This window comes from Nostoc sp. UHCC 0302, from assembly GCF_038096175.1.
GTDB lineage: Bacteria > Cyanobacteriota > Cyanobacteriia > Cyanobacteriales > Nostocaceae > UHCC-0302.
On sequence record NZ_CP151099.1, the window covers coordinates 5,441,105 to 5,459,562 of the forward strand.

The window sequence follows — 18,458 nt, forward strand, 5'->3', positions numbered from 1 at the left end:
CCTTGGTGCCTATTTAAAGTACTATCGCTTTTGTCAAAAGTGAAAGCCAAAGCACTATAATGTAGATTGATCTATTCGGGATGTAGCGCAGCTTGGTAGCGCGCCTGCTTTGGGAGCAGGATGCCGCAGGTTCAAATCCTGTCATCCCGATTTTATATTTTTGAGGAATAAACTCCAGACTTGTTAGTAAATCTGGAGTTTATTTATGTATAAAATTAAAAAATTAAAATTTCCTATCTTTAGATTAAGGATTGACTCAGGGTTTTCTTGGTAAGATGTGCATTTAAATTGCATATTTCCACGGAAATAATCAATTTAGTTTTTCTGCTCTTAGACTGGTTTTTCAATACTAATAGGTAAATTTCTCCTTAAACGCTAAGTTCTCTGAAAACTTTGTTCTGTATAGATTTGAGCAGATATGGAACTAACAGCAAATGGAACGATTAATTAGGTAATGACGTCACACATATCCGAGAAAGACAACAAAATGGCATTTATCAACTTCAGGGTTGCGAAAATATGTCGCTATTTGAGAGCGGCATATAATAGGTATCTACAGCATTTCACGGTAAATAAGAAAGCTCAATTAAGTAAAACTCAATTTGAGCAAAGTCAAACAGTCAATTGGGGAAGGCGATACCATAGCAATCCTAAATGCTTCGGAAATATTGCGTTTTGAGCATTGACAGTTTAATGGTCAACAACCATGATGAGTTTTTTACAACTCATATGGATTGCTATATAACTAAAACAAGTTAGCGCTGTGCAGTTACAACAATTTGTCAAACGTAATGAAATTATTGATGCAAGGAGCAGTTATGAAATCATTGGTTCGCTGGGGCGCAACATTAGGTCTAGTCGGGAGTACACTGCTGGGTACGGTCTTTGGGGCAAATTTGGCAGTGCTGGCATTGTCAGAACAGCAAATAAAAGAAAAATTAGACTCAGTACCCGTGTACTTGATTACTAACGAAAAAGGCTTACCCCTAAGTCGTACCTTGCCTCAAGGACAAAACGCACAAAAAGGTGGTTCCGTAACTGGCGTTTATATGAGTCGGCAAGAAGCTCAAGCTTTTATCAATGAGCTGAAGAATGCACAAGGCAAAGACCCGAAACTGAGTGACATGGTGAAAAACCTACAAGTTACACCAGTACCTTTAGGGGTAATTTATCAACAATTGCAACAAACCAAAAACCAGCCAAACCGTCTTTTGTTTGCCTTTAAACCCGTAGACCAAGAAATTCAGGGGGCATTGGAATTACTGCGTCAAAGCGGTCAACAAGTAAATCAGTTTAAGAGTGTGCCTGTTTTTGCTGTCAGATTTGCGCCAGATAAAGGATATGTACCCATTAAACTGACATCTGATAATCAGCAACTTATTCCTTTATTTTTGAGTAAGCAAGACGCACAAGGTTTATTAAACCAAGTGAAGCCAAAAAATCCCAAGGCTGATATTCAAGTAATAGATGTAGACGGGGTGATTAAAACCTTAAAGGATAAAAATGATCCCTGGCTGAACCAAGTTGTCTTAGTTCCATCCCCAGAATCTAGAGAATATATCAAGACACTACCCAGGAATAACGCACCTGCTACTCCAAATAGAAGCAATTCGCAGCCTGCAAAGCCTCAACAACGTTAAGGCATGGTGGATAAACAGCCGAAGGTAGTTTCCGGATTACAACTTTGGCAATGGCGAGATAGGGCAATCAAAGCAGCGATCGCAACTGATGTACCTCTAGCAGAAGTAGATTGGCTTCTGTTAGAGGTGGCTGGGTTAGACCGCTTGGCACTGCGTTTGGAGTCTTTTAAAACTCTGCCTCAAATTCAGATGCAGTTGTCAATAGAAGAGTTAGACCATCTCTGGCAGAGGCGATTAAATGACCGCTTACCTGTGCAGTATATTGCGGGAGTTACACCTTGGCGGCAGTTTAAAATCGCAGTGTCGAGTGCAGTTTTAATTCCCAGACCAGAGACAGAGTGCTTGATTGATCTGGCTGTAGCGGCTGCTAGCAATGCATCAGGGCATTGGGCAGATTTAGGGACTGGAAGTGGTGCGATCGCTCTAGGGCTAGCAGATGTCTTCCCAGAGGCAACAATTCACGCCGTTGATTACAGCCAAGAAGCCTTGGCGATCGCCCAAACCAATGCCCATAATTTAGGTCTTGCTAACCGCATTCGATTTTATCAAGGTTCCTGGTGGGAGCCGCTGGCATCTCTTAAAGGTCAGTTCAGTGGGATGGTGTCAAATCCTCCTTATATCCCCACCAATACCTTGTCTACTCTCCAACCAGAAGTAGTTAATCATGAACCACATCTAGCTCTAAATGGTGGTGTTGATGGTTTAAATTCCATCCGCCATTTGATAGAAGTCTCTCCCAGTTACTTACAACCTGGTGGCGTGTGGCTGATTGAGATGATGGCAGGGCAAGCGGATGTAGTTCGAGAACTTTTGCAAAATCAAGGTAGCTATTACAACATTCAAATTCATGCTGATTTAGCTGGAATTGAACGCTTTGCTCTAGCCTATAAGAGTTAGGAGTGATGAGTTATGAGTTATGAGTTATGAAATTACTCACTCCTAACTCTTAACTCCTAACTTGGTAAATATGACACAAGTTTCTTTAACAGAGCTAATAGCTGGCGCACAGGCTGGGTTGTTAGTCAGCTTTCCTACAGATACCGTTCCGGCGCTGGCAGCTACACCAGAAAAAGCTGGATTAATTTTTGCGGCTAAACAACGTAGCCAGGACAAACCTTTGATTTTGATGGCAGCTTGTGCTGAGGATTTGTGGCCTTATGTCAAAGGTAATGAAAAAGAGTATAAAATTTGGCAAGAACTAGTACACCAATATTGGCCGGGAGCGCTAACCTTGGTTTTGCCAGCGAGCGATTTCGTGCCAAAAGTGATGAACCCTAATGACCCAACTACAATTGGCATTCGAGTGCCGAAAAGTGCGATCGCCCAAACCATTTTGGCGAAAACAGGCCCTCTTGCCACGACTAGCGCCAATTTTTCCGGTCAGCCGCCTTTGCAAACAATGACAGAAATTGAGGCTCAGTTTCCCAAGGTTCTGACTCTAGCAAGCACAGAATTTCCGGACGAAATATCAGGCGTGGGTGTGCCTTCAACTGTTGTTAAATGGACAGGGATAAATTGGGAAATTTTGCGGCAAGGTGCGATTGTGATTTAGATGAAGGAGATAAGGAAGTAAGGAAAGGGGGCAGGGAGCAGGGGAGAGAGGGATAATAACTACTGACCAATGACCAATGACCAATAACCAATGACAAATGACAAATGACAAATTATGAATTGGAGCAACTGGATATATCTGGGAGCAGGACTGTTACTGGGAATGGGTTTTCATCGATTATTTGCACGGTCGTCGTCAAACGTTTTATCTAGCTCATCTCCAGTAGCGCCATTAGAGCAACAGCCTATGTCACCGATTTTGCAACAGATGAAGCAAACGCAGTTGGCATACCAAATGGCAAAGGAAATGAGCCAGTTTAAAGCTGGTTTTTTGGCGCGTACTACTCATGAATTGCGATCGCCGCTTAGCGGCCTAATTGGGTTACATCAGTTAATTTTGTCAGATTTGTGTGAAGACCCAGCTGAAGAGCGAGAATTTATTGCTCAAGCTCACGAACGGACGCTGAAACTGCTCAAGTTGATGGATGAAATTCTTAGTGTTGCTAGAACCGAACACGGCACTAACAAATTAGATATTCAGCCGAAACCCTTAGCTGAAGTTTTGGAGGAGGTTTATAACTTAACTTATATGCTGGCGGCAAATCGCAATTTTTCTTTACGTATGTTACCTGCCGAGCCAGAAATTTATGTTTTGGCAGATCAGCGCTGGCTCCGCCAGGTGTTGATAAATTTAGTAGATACTGCTATTGCTCACATGGAGGAAGGCAGTATCTGTATTTCCAGTAATATTCAGACAAGTAATTTTGTTGAGATTTGGCTGGATGTGCCAACTGATGCCATACCTTGGAGCGAGCCAATTGATTTGATTAAATCCGAAGCAAAGCCAAGCCAAAAGACTGACCAAGAAAACACTGCTCTTTCTCCAGGAATGAAGCTATTACTCAATCAAACTCTGCTGGAAGTTATGGGAGGAAAATTGGAAATCCTTCCCACTCCAACCATTAAGGAACCATCTGAGCAGCTTACCAGACTACAAGTTTCTATCCCCCTAGCGATTCCTGAAACTCAACTTCTGAATCAGGAAGCGAAGCAAGGCTAGTTTGGTTGCATAACACCATTGTGGTGGTAGTGTTGGGTTGGAAACCAATCTTTTCGTAGAAACCTTGCTGGTGAGTAGTCATCAGGTACACGCGTTCAACATCCTTTATCCGCGGATGACTCAAAACAGTTTGCACTAAATTTTTTCCCAACCCACTACTACGATATTCTGGGTGAATCACAACATCCCAAATTGTGGCGCGATAGATGCCATCAGAAGTTGCCCTAGCAAAGCCGATGAGTCTCTCTCCATCACAAGCCCAAACCACTGGCTCGCTGTTGGCAATGGCAATGCTTAAATCTTCAATACTGCGCCCTTTTGCCCAGAAAGCTGAAACATTTAATAGCTCTTGCAGCTGGTAAAGGTCAATTTCAGACTTGCGTAGGCATAGTCCGTCGTAGACATCGCTTTCGGTGCAGCGGATCTGTTCGCTAAATTGAATCTGAGGATAGTTCATGTATTGCACCCAATTTTGACGGTATCTTTGTTATTGTTCAGTCATAATTTTGCTAAAAATTACTGAAAGTGTATATAAGTGTAAAGATTTAAAAATTTAATTCTCTGGGCAAATATTTAATGACAAATCCATTTCCACAGAGGATGAGTTTGTCCCTGCTGACGGATGAAGCAAACTTGTTTTTCTAGACGTTGTTTTTCCTGTTGTGGTAATCCAAATAAAAGATTTCGACTTTGCCAAACTAAAACAGCAGCAGTCATTGATATACAAAAGGCTAGACCAAGAGTAGACAATGGGTGGTAGAAGAGTCCATATCGCACTGCCACCCAAGTAAAATATTCATGCCACAAGGCAATTTCTCTACGTAAATTCCACAAGCAAACAGGCCCAAGAATCAGCCACAAACAGCTAACAAATAGCCACCTACCATATATTGTCAATTGGTGTAGCTTTTGTACTTGTTGAGCAAAAGATGGGTCGGAGTTCTCAAACTCTGAGCCAGTGAGTAATGGGTCTTTTGGTTGATCCATAAGGGAAGAAAATTGCAAGGTGCAGGTACGCAATTCAAAATGCTTTAATCCAATTGTGAAATGCACACGGGTTTAACTATCTTGGGAACTGGCAGGTGTATCAATCGACTCAGCACTATCTACCGCATAAGATTGTCCGCTGCGTTCTCGCCACCAAACCAGGAGCGTACTAGCGATAAAAATACTAGAGTAAGCGCCCATCGTAAAGCCAACAATCAATGCTAAGGAAAAATTCCTCAGTGTTTCTCCCCCAAATAGAAAGATAGCAAGTAATGTCAGCAACACGGTTAAGGTAGTATTGATTGACCTTGCTAAAGTTTGGTTAACTGCATCATCAACAATCTCGGCAATCGGTCGTTGAGGATTGATCTTGATCGTTTCCCGAATGCGATCGTAAATTACCACTGTGTCATTGACTGAGAAACCTGTAATGGTAAGTAAGGCGACAATAAAGAGGCTATCTACTTCAATACCTAATACCAAACCCAAAATTGAGAATACCCCGACCGTGATCAAGATATCGTGGAATAGGGCAACGATCGCAAACACGGCATAATCTAACTGGAAACGGAAGCTCATGTAGATAGTAATGCCAATGAAGGAAACTATCAGAGCTATGACGCCAGACCTAAATAATTCTCTCCCCAAGGTAGGGCCAACGGAGTCTATTTGATTTTTTTGCGGATCAAAAACGCCAATTTTTTCGCTTAAGGCGTTCTGTAACTTAGTGCGTTGCTCAACATCCAAGTTTTTTGTCCGAATCAATACACCATTTTCTCCACCATTTTCCGAGATAACTTGGATACTGCTATCACCCAGTCCTTGTTCTTTAGCGACATCCCGGACAGCGTTAATATCAATTGCTTGGTCGCAGTTACCAGGTTTGTTACAGTCCCGCACAAACTGCAACCGCGTACCACCTACAAAATCTAAGCCAGGGCGTAGTGGTGCGCGAATGTCTGGTTGTTGCCAAGAAATCACCATTGAGATGATACCAGCGAGGATGATCACAGCAGAAATAATCCACCAAAGCGATCGCGATTTGTTAATATTCAGTTTCATTGGGTTACCTCTGCCTTATTTGAAGTTGGCAGGTTCGGACAAAAAAGTTCTGGCTTCCGCAAAGATGGAATTGCAATTGCCAAAAACATCAATGTACGACTACAGGTAATTGCAGTAAACATACTCACCGCGACTCCTAAAGCTAAGGTAAGGGCAAAGCCTTTGACCAAACCAGACCCCAGCCAAAACAGGGCAGCACAAGCAATCCATGTAGTAACGTTGCTATCTAAAATACTGGAAAATGCTCGGTAAAAGCCGGATTCTACAGAACGATATAGCGATTTTCCCGCCTGCAATTCTTCTCGCGTCCGCTCAAAAATTAACACGTTGGCATCAACCGCCATCCCAATGCTGAGAATAAAACCAGCAATTCCCGGCAAAGTTAGAGTAACGCCCAACAGAGCAAAGGTTGCCCAAGTCAATAGTGAGTAGATAACTAGTGCCACATCTGCAATTAGTCCTGGTAAACGATAGTAAAACACCATGAATATTAATACTAAAGTCAAACCACCGACTCCAGCATAAATACTACTTTGAATACTATCTCTGCCTAAAGTTGCCCCGACTGTCCGCCTTTCTGCAATTTCTACTGGTACAGGTAATGCCCCACCGCGTAGCTGTACGCCTAAGTCGTTGGCTTCTTGTGCGGTAAACCGACCTGTAATGACGGCAGAACCACCAGTAATCCCAGTTGCGGCAAATTCTGGGCCAACAGTAGGAGCGCTAATTAGTCCGTTATCCAAAAAGATACCAATGCTACGTCCAGTACCAGCGAGGTTTTTGGTTAATTCAGCAAACAGTTCACCACCCTTTTGGTCGAAGCGAATGGCAACATTCCAGTTGTTGCCTTGAGTGGGTTCACCAGCAGCATCCTTGAGGTATTTGCCATCTAGTGGTGGCTTGGTGCTTTCAAACAATTCGGCGATCGCTTGATTATTTTTCTGCAACTCTTCTTGATTTTTAGCAATTGCGGCCTTATCGTTGCTCTTTCGCAACTCTTCTTGCTTTGCTTTCAATCCAGCTCTCGATGATTGGAAAGCATAGAGTTGGGGTTCTGTACTAGGCTTTTGCGTACGAAATTCTAACTGTGCCGTACCACCTAATATCCGTTCCGCTTGCTCTGGGTCGTTGACCCCTGGTAGTTGCACTAATATTTTGTCTGTACCGACCGTTTGAATTACTGGCTCGGAAACGCCTAGACCGTTAATCCGTCCTTCAACAACTTTTCTAACACCTTCTAATTCTCGTTCAGTGATTCGGGGAATTTCCGCTGATGGTTTTACCTGAATTGTCAGCTGTGAACCTCCCCGCAAATCCAGTCCCAAAGGTATGGGAATCGTAGCAATCACCGTAATAGCGGCGATTACCAAAACTAATATCAAAGCTAATAGCGATCGCTGTCTTTGCATACCATAACTCGCAACTGCCAAACGCTATAATAGCGTTCTTTTGTAGAGTTATGAGTAAGTATTAGGGATTAGGTACTGGGTACACTTCCCTGCGGGACGCTCCGCGTAGCTTGCTTCCCCGGAGGGGTACAACAAGCTCAGTGCATCGCTGGGGATTGGGTACTAGGGATTAGGGATTAGGTACTGAGGATTGTCTATTCCCCTTGTCCCCCGAAGTTCTGAGCGTTAGCTTCCAGCGCTCAGACTTCTCTCCTTGCCCCTTCGCCCCTCATCCCCCAATCCCAGATATTAGACTCGCAAAGCTAACATTTTTTCCACTGCTTCTACTATTTGCTCTGGTTGGACAATTGTTAGTCGCTCCAGATTGCCGTTGTAAGGCGTAGGAATATCTTGGGAAGAAAGCCGCAGCACTGGCGCATCTAATTCATCAAACAAGCGATCATTAATTGAGGCGATGACTTCGGCTCCAATACCCGCAGTTCGCATGGACTCTTCCACGACAATCACACGATGAGTTTTACGTACTGATGCTCCAATAGTGTCAAAATCTAATGGTTTAAGTGATATTAAATCAATTACTTCTGGGTCATAACCTTGTTTTTCCAAAGTTTTTACTGCTTGCAACACATGATGCCGCATCCGTGAATAAGTAATAATTGTGACATCTTTTCCTGGACGCACAAGTTCTGCTTTATCCAAAGGCAGGAGGTATTCTTCTTCTGGTAAGTCTTCTTTCAAGTTGTATAGCAGGACGTGTTCAAAGAACAAAACCGGATTATCATCCCTGATAGCGGATTTGAGCAATCCTTTAGCATTTCTGGGTGTGGAACAGGCAACTATCTTTAACCCAGGCACGGCTTGGAAGTAGGTTTCTAGTCGCTGGGAATGTTCTGCTCCTAATTGCCGTCCCACACCACCAGGGCCCCGGATGACCATCGGAATTTTAAAGTTACCGCCAGAAGTATAACGGAGCATTCCAGCGTTGTTGGATATTTGGTTGAAAGCAAGTAGTAGAAAGCCCATATTCATGCCTTCAATTATGGGCCGTAAGCCAGTCATCGCTGCTCCCACTGCTAAGCCTGTAAAGCTATTTTCAGCGATGGGAGTGTCTAGAATTCGGAGTTCGCCATACTTTTGGTACAGGTCTTTGGTAACTTTGTAGGAACCGCCGTAGTGGCCTACATCTTCACCAAGAACAAACACGCTGGAGTCACGCGCCATTTCTTCATCAATAGCTTCCCGTAAGGCGTTGAAAAATAGTGTTTCTGCCATTTAGACCTTTAAGACGATTATGGTTTTAGAATCTTATCGTGCTGCTTTGGCAAATACCGTGAGCGATCGCACTAGTTAGAGATTAGGATGTTGAAACTAACTGCTCCAGGTACAGAGGGATAAAAGGTAAATTTCCTTGTTATTGCCCTGCCTCTTCTGCTATCTAATTGCTATTTTGCCGTTAGCTACACAGTCATTACCGACATCACTACATAAAGTCTCTTTCCCAAACCAAAAATTTACGCAAAAGTACTGTACTTCATGTGTGGGTGACTCATCAAATAGCTGAGGCAAATTGGCTAGTTTTTTAGAGACATTGGGGGCTTAAAATTTTATTACCAAGATAAAAATCCCTACCCCTCAAGTAATGATGATACATGAACCCTATTTGCTGGAGTTAGCCAAAGCATAAATTAGATTTTATCTGTTTTACGAAGTCTCTACACAAAAGAACAGATATTGCAAAATTCACCTAGCACCTGATTAACTGCAAACTGGTGAATCAGTCACCTGAGATGCTGGATTGTCTGGAAAGCGTTTAGGTCTTCCTGGTTTGCGTTTATGACGCTGACTGATTGATTTTTCGCTTGCAACTGCCAATTCTTCAGGTGTACATTTGAACAGACGCAAAGCATCTACATATTTTTTGGGCGTCATTGTCGGTTCAGTACGCCCAGCTTCCCAGTTGCGAACACTGGTTTCACTGATTGCAAGCCTGAAGGCAACCTCTGCACGGCTCAAACCCGCACGCTCTCTCAGGACTTGCATATCCATATCTCATGCTCCCTTGAAAATATAGAATATGTTTATTAAATCGATTGACATTTAATGTCAATTGCGAAAAATTTGTTAACTATCTTCCTTTATAAGCGATCGCTTCATACTCTGGCAAACGTGGCTTACATACTAATAATCTCACGCCCAAACACCAAAGCACAAAGAAAAACTCTGTGCCTCCGCGTCTGTGCGTGAGATTGTCCAGAAAAATTATCATTCTTCAACCGTTTAACTTACTTTAACCATCGCGCTGCATCTTTAGCGTGGTAAGTCAAAATCAAGTCACTACCAGCACGTTTAAACCCAGTTAAAGTTTCCAAAACCACACGCTCCTCATCAATCCAACCATTGAGGGCAGCGGCTTTAACCATTGAATATTCACCAGAGACATTGTAAGCTGCAACAGGTAAATTGGTAGCTTCCTTCACACGCCAGATAATGTCCATGTATGCCAAAGCTGGCTTAACCATGAGCATATCAGCCCCTTCAGCGATATCCAATTCAATTTCTTTAATGGCTTCACGGGCGTTACCTGGATCCATTTGATAGGTTCTGCGATCGCCAAACTGTGGTGTTGAGTCAGCTGCATCTCGAAACGGGCCATAATAAGCTGAAGCATACTTAGCAGCATAAGACAAAATCGGCGTGTCTTGAAATCCGGCTTCATCTAAACCCGCGCGAATTGCCTGCACAAAGCCATCCATCATTCCCGAAGGTGCGATGATATCAGCACCAGCTTTTGCTTGCGAAACCGCTGTTTTTTTCAGCAATTCCAAAGTTGGATCATTTAAAACTCTTCCTGTCAAATCACCAACTTGCAGATAACCGCAGTGACCGTGGCTAGTGTATTCACACAGACAGGTATCTGCAATGATAATTAAATCTGGTACTGCTTCCTTCACCGCAGTAGACGCTTTTTGGACGATGCCGCAATCGTGCCAAGCACCAGTAGCATCTACATCTTTATCCGCCGGAATCCCAAATAAAATAATGGCAGGAATTCCCAAGTCATAAACTTCTTTTGCCTCTTCGACAATCTTGTCTACAGAAAGCTGATAAACTCCTGGCATTGATTTGACTTCATTGGCAATTCCATCACCAGGTACAGCAAACAGAGGATAAATTAAATCATTCGTTGTTAATACAGTTTCGCGCACCATCCGGCGCAATTGAGGATGGGTACGCAAACGGCGAGGTCTATGAATGGGAAACATAGGGATTTTTCAAAGTAAGACTAACTTGTGGGTCAATGCTCTACATCCATTCTTGGTGCTTGCTTGCCCCATGAAGTATTATGGTACGACGACCCTAAGCCAAGTTTTCACACTATCAATTATTAATTATCAAACATTAACATCTAAGTGAAATGGTTACAGGTTACCTCACTGCCGATTGAATGCTCTGGATAATTTCCTGTACCACCTCTGTACTATTCCAATAACTGAGGTGAGCTTTGCTGCTACTTAGCAAAAGGTTATGACTTTACCTAATTGCAGCATTTTTCGGAAAAGTAGAGGCACGCTCTAGCGCATATTTACGTGTATAAAAGCTGTACTACCCAAACAGGAATTTAAAATTACTGTTGTCTTGGTCTTTAATGGAGAAGTTCAGAGCGATGTCTACGATAAGCCGCTGCTGCGTCTACGCACCCTACCTCACTTCTCTTCAAACGAAAAAAGCTTACTAAGTAAGCTTTTTGCAATTTTGAATGGTTAGTTTATTTATGCCGTCTGCTACTTGCAGGAAGTGTTAATGGACACAAAACAAAGCGTCACAAAAGCAAGGTAAAACATTCCTACTGTCAGAGAGACTACAAGTAGTGCTTAACTGTCTTTTGCCCTACTCTAAATCAAGATGTGGGGCAATTTTGTATTTTACAGCTTGGTTGAGAGTTCTGTTACGAACTGAAAAAACATCAAAGCTCTCAGCAAAGTAATCAAGGAGATTGGGTAATATGGCATTGATTCAGCAACCAAATTACCTACTACCATAATTTGTACTAAAGAATTCGGAAAATAAAGGGATAGCGAAAGGGTGTGTCAGGATTGCTAAAAACCGAGGCGATCGCCCAAATAGTTAGTCCCCAGTGCAATAGATAGCCAAGACCTGCCAGCGGGAACAGCAAACCAAATGATATCACCAGCAATACTGCAATAATCAAGCCATAAAACCAGACATTAAAATGGAAATTGATAGATTCTTTGGCATTTTCTTTAACAACAGGATCATCACTTAGGAAAAGTAGGGCAATAGGTACACCTACAGATACAAAAGTAGTGCTAAAAAAAATGGCTCCATGAGATAAAGCAGATAAAAGTTTTCGCTTATCTGAGTCGTACATTCTATTCACCCATCAATTTCGGTTTTTCATTATATTACGACCCGATTGCGAGCATCATTGTCTTAAGATTGAAAGACTCGCTAGAGTAAGAAAAAATTAAGTTAAGTTAATTAAAAAGCAAACAAATACAATTATGTCAACTGAACTACAGTCAGAACTGCATGAAGCAGTTGAACTTCGCCGCAACTTTGCAATCATTTCTCACCCCGACGCGGGTAAAACAACACTTACAGAAAAGCTACTACTATACGGAGGCGCAATTCACGAAGCTGGGGCAGTTAAGGCGCGACGGGCGCAACGCAAGGCTACCTCAGACTGGATGGCGATGGAACAACAACGGGGTATCTCAATTACTTCCACAGTGTTGCAATTTGAATACCGTAACTGTCAGATAAATTTATTAGACACCCCCGGACACCAAGACTTTAGTGAAGATACGTATCGTACCCTAGCGGCGGCTGATAATGCAGTCATGCTAATTGATGCTGCCAAAGGCTTGGAACCCCAAACACGCAAGTTGTTTGAAGTGTGTAAACTTCGGGGTATTCCCATTTTTACATTTGTTAATAAATTGGATCGTCCGGGAAGGGAACCCCTGGAACTGTTGGATGAGATTGAGCAAGAATTAGGATTGCAAACCTATGCAGTCAACTGGCCGATTGGAATGGGCGATCGCTTTAAAGGTGTCTTTGACCGCCATAAACAACAAATTCACCTGTTTGAACGTAGCGCCCACGGCAGCCGAGAAGCCCGTGATACGATTGTCGACTTGGGTGATGGCCGAATTGAAGAACTCTTAGAACAAGACCTGTACTACCAACTGAAAAATGATTTAGAACTGTTAGAAGGAGTTGGGCCAGAACTAGATTTAGAACTGGTACATGAAGGTCAAATGACCCCAGTATTCTTTGGTAGCGCCATGACTAACTTCGGGGTAGAGTTATTCCTCAAATATTTCCTTGACTATGCCCTCAAGCCTGGTTCTCACAACAGCAGTGTCGGCGAAGTTGCGCCTACTTACCCAGATTTTTCTGGGTTTGTTTTCAAACTGCAAGCTAATATGGATCCCAAACATCGCGATCGCGTCGCTTTTATCCGGGTCTGCACAGGTAAGTTTGAAAAGGATATGACGGTCAATCATGCCCGTACAGGCAAAATCGTCCGCCTGTCTCGCCCGCAAAAACTATTCGCTCAAGAGCGAGAATCGATTGATGTCGCCTATCCTGGCGATGTGATCGGTTTGAACAATCCAGGTGTTTTTGCTATTGGCGATACAATTTACACGGGGCAGAAACTGGAGTATGAAGGAATTCCGTATTTTTCACCAGAACTGTTTGCGACTCTGAGAAACCCCAACCCCTCGAAATTTAAGCAATTCCAAAAAGGCATTTCGGAATTGCGCGAAGAAGGTGCTGTGCAAATTATGTATTCAACTGATGAAGCCAAACGCGATCCAATTTTGGCAGCGGTGGGTCAGTTGCAATTCGAGGTGGTGCAGTTTCGCTTACAAAATGAGTATGGTGTAGAAACCATCCTTGACCCATTGCCCTATAGCGTCGCCCGTTGGGTTGAAGGTGGTTGGGAAGCTTTGAATAAAGTGGGACGTTTATTCAACACCACTACAGTCAAAGACAGCATGGATCGCCCAGTGTTGCTATTCCGCAATGAATGGAATTGTCAACAATTAGAAGGCGACCATCCAGAGTTGAAATTAAGCGCGATCGCCCCGGTATTTTCCGGTCAACAACCAGTGGAATAATTCACTTTATGGAACTAACCCAAGCATGGTTGATTGCCACGGCATCCGAGGTTCGCGCTTTTGCACAGTGGATCACCTAGCAGAGATTGGAGTGCCAAAATTTGTATGCCTTCACACGCCGAATCGTCTTTGGAGGCTGGTTTAGTTGCCCTCAAACAAGGAAATTATCAAACAGCGATCGCTCAACTAGAACCCATAGCTAGCAGCCAAGACAAAGGAACTGCTAGCTTGCAAGCCCAGGTTGGTTTAGTGATGGCTTATGCACGCAGTGGCGAAGCTTCAAAAGCGATCGCCCTGTGTCAGAATCTCATTGAAAGTAATAATTTACAAGTTCAAGAGTGGGCAACACGCGCACTAGAACATTTAACAAAACGCAAAAAACCTAAAAAGGAAAAGGAGTCAAAAAATTTAGAAACTGGATTCGTTGCTTTTGAGAATTCTCCTCCAACTTCTCCAGCAATCACTTCTGCACCAGAGGAGAAGCCAAAAGATATAGTAACAGATACTGGTAGCTCTAGCATCTCACCTGATATACCAGCTAAAAGTCTTGAAGATACAGTTGCATTAAAAAACAAACAAGAACCACTAATAGAAAAGAAGAGTTCTTCGGTTGCTGTACCACTAGCAAGCCTCAAAAGGACAGTAGCAAAATCGCCTACTGCACCAGTAACTGACTTTTTCGGATCTGTAACCCGCACACAAGCCAAACTATTCGGTGTTATTTACTGGCGACAAGCAAAACGCGCTAAGGCATGGCAACCTCTGCGTAAGCCGAATTTGATACCCTTGCGACTGTTAGAGGCAGGAACCTTTATTGCCCTGTTTTGGGTAATCCGGGAAATACTCAAGTTTGCGATGGGATTAATCAACCAGGCATTAGCCAAACTCCCATTCTTGGAACCATTGCAACTTTTATACCAAGACCCTACCAGATTGTTGCTAGTCGTGTTGGCGATTTTGGTCGGGCTATCACCCTGGTTGCTGGATTGGCTATTGGCAAAATATTACGGTCAGCGAGAATTGCCCAAGGATGTATTGAATGGTTATAGTCGTGAAGCAGTAAGAGTTTTACAACGTTGTTGCCAACAGCGACACTGGCAGTTACCTAAACTCCGGGTTTTGCCAACTGCTGCACCAATAATTCTTACCTATGGTAATTTACCCCGCAATGCCCGGATTGTAGTTAGTCAGGGGCTATTAGAGCAATTGGCAGATGATGAAATTGCCACTCTCTATGCGATGCAGTTAGGGCATATTGCTCACTGGGATTTTATTGTAATGTCTTTGGTGTTGCTGGTGACACTACCAACTTACAGATTATATCAGCAACTATCAAAGTGGGGAAATAAGATATCATCAGGAATTTGGCGTTGGCCAGTGACAATCTTAGCTAGTCTCGTTTATGGAGTTTGGTGTTTGCTGACTGGGACTGCTTTATGGTTATCGCGCTTGCGGCTTTATTATAGCGATCGCGTCGCAGCTGAAATAACTGGTAATCCCAATGCTTTAATTCGCGGTTTACTCAAAATTGCGATCGGTATTACAGGTGATGTCAAAACACAAGAATACACCAGTTGGCAGTTAGAAAGCTTAAATCTCTTAACACCAATAGGTCACCAACAGAGCCTTTCGTTGGGTAGTGTTTTAGATCATATTTCTTTTGAATCCTTTTTGATGTGGGACACTGTTAATCCCTATCGCCGATGGTTTACGATCAACAATAGCCATCCTTTAATAGGCGATCGCATTCAACGCCTCTGTCAAATTGCCCGCCACTGGCATCTAGATACCGAACTACATTTTCCTAGCGAACAATCCTTAAAGGTTAAGCGTCAATCTTTCTTATTACAAATCGCTCCTTGGTTGGGAATTCCTCTAGGTTTTCTGTTTGCAGGTTTGATTTGGCTGATTTGGCAAATAGCATTTGCACTCAAGTTTTTAAACCTAAAGTGGATATATCAGGATTGGTCATTTATTACAGGTTGCTTACTTATTGGCTTTAGCATCGGTACAGTGATGCGGATGAATTCTTTTTTTCCTGATATCAAACCTGCTACGGTGCAAACTGAAGACGATCTACCTACCCTGTTAGCTAACCCATCTGCTCTACCCATTGATAGCGTCAGCGTGCGTCTTGTTGGCAAACTAATAGGTCGCCAAGGCACAAGCAACTGCCTAGCACAAGACTTAATCTTACAGTCCAGCACAGCTTTGGTGAAATTACACCATATTTCTTGGCTAGGACAATCCTTTAATCATCAAGAATTGATTGGTCGACAGATTACAGTTACAGGTTGGTTCCGGCGCGGAGCAACGCCTTGGATCGATATCCAAACTCTGCAAACTCAAAATGGTAAAACCATTAATAGCCCTCATCCCATTTGGTCTACTGTTTTGGCTGTTGCGGCACAAGCTTGGGGTGCATACATCTTCCTTACAGGTTAGTCATTTGTCATTAGTCACTTGTACTGAGCGTATCGCTAAAGCGAAAGCTCCGCTAACGCCTTGGTCTTGCAGAGAAGTCGTAAAGCCTGCGGCATAGCTACGCTTAGGGCGCAGCCTCTCGTAGAGAAGTATTGGTTATTATTTTCAGACAAAGGACAATTGACAAAAAGAATGTAAACAAAAGTTGCAGATTTTTCTTTAAAAATGTTACATTTATTTACACATTCAATAGCAACAGATATAACTCAGCTTCATGGCTTTGTTATCAATTTGGTTGCTTGTGATGAATCCATTCCCTTTTATTCTTCCAACACAGCAGTAAATCAACCAGCCACTGGCTGGTTTTTGTTTCCAAATATCCCTTGTTGAAAAAAAATATGTGTTTCATGTTACGATTCAATAATGCTATGGTCAGAAATGTATGCGCTGAACTAGCTACGTAGAAAATACCGTGATAATGTAAGGAATGGTATTGTATTCTGCAAAAAAAGGCATTTAAAGAAAGCGTGTACTTTGGCAGGCAATAGGCTATTAAATTTACAATTCTTAGAATTAAGGTGTGATTAGCTCAGCGTAGTGTGAGCTTTTGGATTAAACAAGCTTGAACCCGAGGAAAAACTGTATTGTATAGGTTGACAGTTTGGAACAAAAAAATTGGTTTATGCCAGTCTTGGTAAATAGCATATATTTAAAAGCCAAAGCCAAGTAACTGTTTTCTAGCTTTGCCATGTTTAATTAAATCTGGAGGTATAGTTCATGTCCATTCGTCTATATATAGGTAATTTGCCAAAAGAAGAAATAGATCGTCAGGAGCTCCAAGCAGTTTTTGCAGAAGAAGGTGATGCTGTCACCACTAAACTAATAAAAGACCGCAAAACTGGCAAATGCCGTGGTTTTGGTTTTCTTACAGTCAACAATGACGAACAAGCTGATCAAATAATAGAAAAGTATAATGGTCAGTTGTTTAAAGACACTGCTATTAAGCTAGAAAAGGCATTACCTCGTACAAAGGGTGACGAAGGTGAAGAGCAAGCACCCAAAGCTGCTAGTCATCCTAGTGCTAACCCGACTCCTAGCCCTAATAAAGAAGGCAGCCGTCGTGAGAAAAGCTCTAAGAAACCTCGTCGCGGTGGTGGTGGTTCCCGTGAAACCAGCACTGCTACAGATTCAGATGCTATTCGTCCAGATCCCCGTTGGGCTTCTGAATTAGAAAAGCTCAAGCAGATGCTAGCTGCACAAACTACCAATTAATAACTAAGGGAGAGAAATTAAAAATTAAAAGTCAGAATTATTTTTTGATTTTTAATTTTTAATTGTTACTTATTCCCTGGCTGCTAAGTTAAAGTATACTTGCAGCCATTGTTGTAAGTGCGATGGTGTTAAGCGCTCACTGTAGGCGATCGCTTAGTACCATTGCACTTAATTTAAATAAACTAGATTTTTATAAATCTCTAGAGTCCGAAATGCCTGGGGAAGGGCGAAGTAAAACTCATCAACAGCAATCAATTCTTATTGCATAGGTAAACTTTACTAAAAAGCCTCTTTTTATCCTTCTCTTCGGCAAAGGCATAAAGGAGGAATAAAAAGGAAATCCCTTCAGCTTGAACTGAGGAGTATTTATAGCGGATTTCTATTTGATCAAGTACACGAACTAGGTCTCACAGCCAAGTATAAAGCTGTTTTACTTCTGCATTATAATCAAAGCTGGAGAAGCGCACTAGCTGCTCGTTTTGGGCGGACTGCTTCACCACCGCGCTGCCGCCTACTAAATTCTACTGTAAATATTTGCCAATATCTATTTCTACCTACTTTAAGCAAGTATAATGCAGCTACTTGCGGTCTAAAATTGTAATCATCAGCAGATTATATCTCTTGCTAGATAATTCAAATTACGCTAGTAACAGGCTTGTGCGCTAATAGAATGGAAGTCTGGAGCTATATACATAGAAAAAGCTGATTTTACAGCTTAAACTCCTCAATTTGGGTAAAAACCGCTAATAAACAGGTTTAGATGAACGTAAATTTAATTCAATAAATATTGGCGCAAAAGGTCTATTTACACAATCTATAGATTATTTTTAAATTGCCAAAAGCTTATTTTAAGTAGGATTTTAATAGAGAAAAATTATTAAATTTTTAATTTCGCTAAAGTAAA

General features: G+C 42.4%; 16 protein-coding genes and 1 tRNA gene. 8 read left to right on the plus strand and 9 right to left on the minus strand.

The features are described 5' to 3' along the window. The first annotated feature begins 76 nt into the window (after positions 1 to 76). From WKK05_RS23620 to WKK05_RS23640, 5 genes are all read left to right on the plus strand, one after another. A tRNA-Pro gene (locus tag WKK05_RS23620) sits at positions 77 to 150 on the plus strand. A 668-nt stretch (positions 151 to 818) separates the two neighbouring features. After that, positions 819 to 1,640 carry a Tic22 family protein gene (locus tag WKK05_RS23625; protein WP_341525497.1) on the plus strand — a complete coding sequence of 274 codons (822 nt, stop codon included), beginning with the start codon at positions 819 to 821 and terminating at the stop codon, positions 1,638 to 1,640. Between the two features lie 3 nt (positions 1,641 to 1,643). Continuing rightward, on the plus strand, positions 1,644 to 2,537 hold the full coding sequence (gene prmC, locus WKK05_RS23630; protein ID WP_341525498.1) for a peptide chain release factor N(5)-glutamine methyltransferase: 894 nt from the start codon (positions 1,644 to 1,646) through the stop codon (positions 2,535 to 2,537). 70 nt (positions 2,538 to 2,607) lie between these two features. Next, complete coding sequence (locus tag WKK05_RS23635) at positions 2,608 to 3,192, plus strand: L-threonylcarbamoyladenylate synthase (RefSeq protein WP_341525499.1); 585 nt, start codon at positions 2,608 to 2,610, stop codon at positions 3,190 to 3,192. A 114-nt stretch (positions 3,193 to 3,306) separates the two neighbouring features. After that, positions 3,307 to 4,251: a HAMP domain-containing sensor histidine kinase gene (locus tag WKK05_RS23640; RefSeq protein ID WP_341525500.1), complete on the plus strand. Its 945-nt coding sequence runs from the start codon at positions 3,307 to 3,309 to the stop codon at positions 4,249 to 4,251. Here the strand turns inward: WKK05_RS23640 and WKK05_RS23645 are convergent. The 9 genes from WKK05_RS23645 to WKK05_RS23685 form a co-directional block, all read right to left on the minus strand. After that, entirely contained in the window at positions 4,193 to 4,708 is a 516-nt protein-coding gene (locus WKK05_RS23645; RefSeq protein WP_341525501.1) for a GNAT family N-acetyltransferase, read from the minus strand. The two genes, WKK05_RS23640 and WKK05_RS23645, sit on opposite strands and share 59 nt — an antisense overlap. A gap of 116 nt (positions 4,709 to 4,824) precedes the next feature. After that, the gene (locus WKK05_RS23650) at positions 4,825 to 5,238 is read right to left on the minus strand and encodes a hypothetical protein (protein WP_341525502.1); all 414 of its coding nucleotides are present in this window, start codon (positions 5,236 to 5,238) and stop codon (positions 4,825 to 4,827) included. Between the two features lie 72 nt (positions 5,239 to 5,310). Further along, positions 5,311 to 6,300 (minus strand): protein translocase subunit SecF, encoded by a 990-nt coding sequence (gene secF, locus WKK05_RS23655; RefSeq protein ID WP_341525503.1) that lies wholly within the window; start codon positions 6,298 to 6,300, stop codon positions 5,311 to 5,313. Continuing rightward, the gene (gene secD, locus WKK05_RS23660) at positions 6,297 to 7,709 is read right to left on the minus strand and encodes a protein translocase subunit SecD (RefSeq protein WP_341531168.1); all 1,413 of its coding nucleotides are present in this window, start codon (positions 7,707 to 7,709) and stop codon (positions 6,297 to 6,299) included. The genes secF and secD overlap by 4 nt, the downstream gene beginning before the upstream one ends. Positions 7,710 to 7,997: 288 nt before the next feature. Then, complete coding sequence (locus tag WKK05_RS23665) at positions 7,998 to 8,981, minus strand: alpha-ketoacid dehydrogenase subunit beta (protein WP_341525504.1); 984 nt, start codon at positions 8,979 to 8,981, stop codon at positions 7,998 to 8,000. Between the two features lie 483 nt (positions 8,982 to 9,464). After that, positions 9,465 to 9,755, minus strand: a complete 291-nt coding sequence (locus WKK05_RS23670; protein WP_341525505.1) for a helix-turn-helix transcriptional regulator — start codon at positions 9,753 to 9,755, stop codon at positions 9,465 to 9,467. A 79-nt stretch (positions 9,756 to 9,834) separates the two neighbouring features. Next, positions 9,835 to 9,975, minus strand: coding sequence for a hypothetical protein (locus WKK05_RS23675; protein ID WP_341525506.1), 141 nt, complete (start codon positions 9,973 to 9,975; stop codon positions 9,835 to 9,837). Positions 9,976 to 9,991: 16 nt separating this feature from the next. Beyond that, positions 9,992 to 10,972 (minus strand): porphobilinogen synthase, encoded by a 981-nt coding sequence (hemB, locus tag WKK05_RS23680; RefSeq protein WP_341525507.1) that lies wholly within the window; start codon positions 10,970 to 10,972, stop codon positions 9,992 to 9,994. A gap of 785 nt (positions 10,973 to 11,757) precedes the next feature. Continuing rightward, the gene (locus tag WKK05_RS23685) at positions 11,758 to 12,099 is read right to left on the minus strand and encodes a DUF4870 domain-containing protein (RefSeq protein WP_341525508.1); all 342 of its coding nucleotides are present in this window, start codon (positions 12,097 to 12,099) and stop codon (positions 11,758 to 11,760) included. Positions 12,100 to 12,232: 133 nt separating this feature from the next. Here WKK05_RS23685 and prfC point away from each other — a divergent pair, with 133 nt between their 5' ends. The 3 genes from prfC to WKK05_RS23700 all read left to right on the plus strand — a co-directional run bounded on the left by prfC (position 12,233) and on the right by WKK05_RS23700 (position 17,554). Continuing rightward, complete coding sequence (gene prfC, locus WKK05_RS23690; protein WP_341525509.1) at positions 12,233 to 13,858, plus strand: peptide chain release factor 3; 1,626 nt, start codon at positions 12,233 to 12,235, stop codon at positions 13,856 to 13,858. A 105-nt stretch (positions 13,859 to 13,963) separates the two neighbouring features. Beyond that, on the plus strand, positions 13,964 to 16,303 hold the full coding sequence (locus tag WKK05_RS23695; RefSeq protein WP_341531169.1) for a M48 family metalloprotease: 2,340 nt from the start codon (positions 13,964 to 13,966) through the stop codon (positions 16,301 to 16,303). 756 nt (positions 16,304 to 17,059) lie between these two features. Continuing rightward, on the plus strand, positions 17,060 to 17,554 hold the full coding sequence (locus WKK05_RS23700) for an RNA-binding protein (protein ID WP_341525510.1): 495 nt from the start codon (positions 17,060 to 17,062) through the stop codon (positions 17,552 to 17,554). The last annotated feature ends 904 nt before the right edge of the window (positions 17,555 to 18,458 follow it).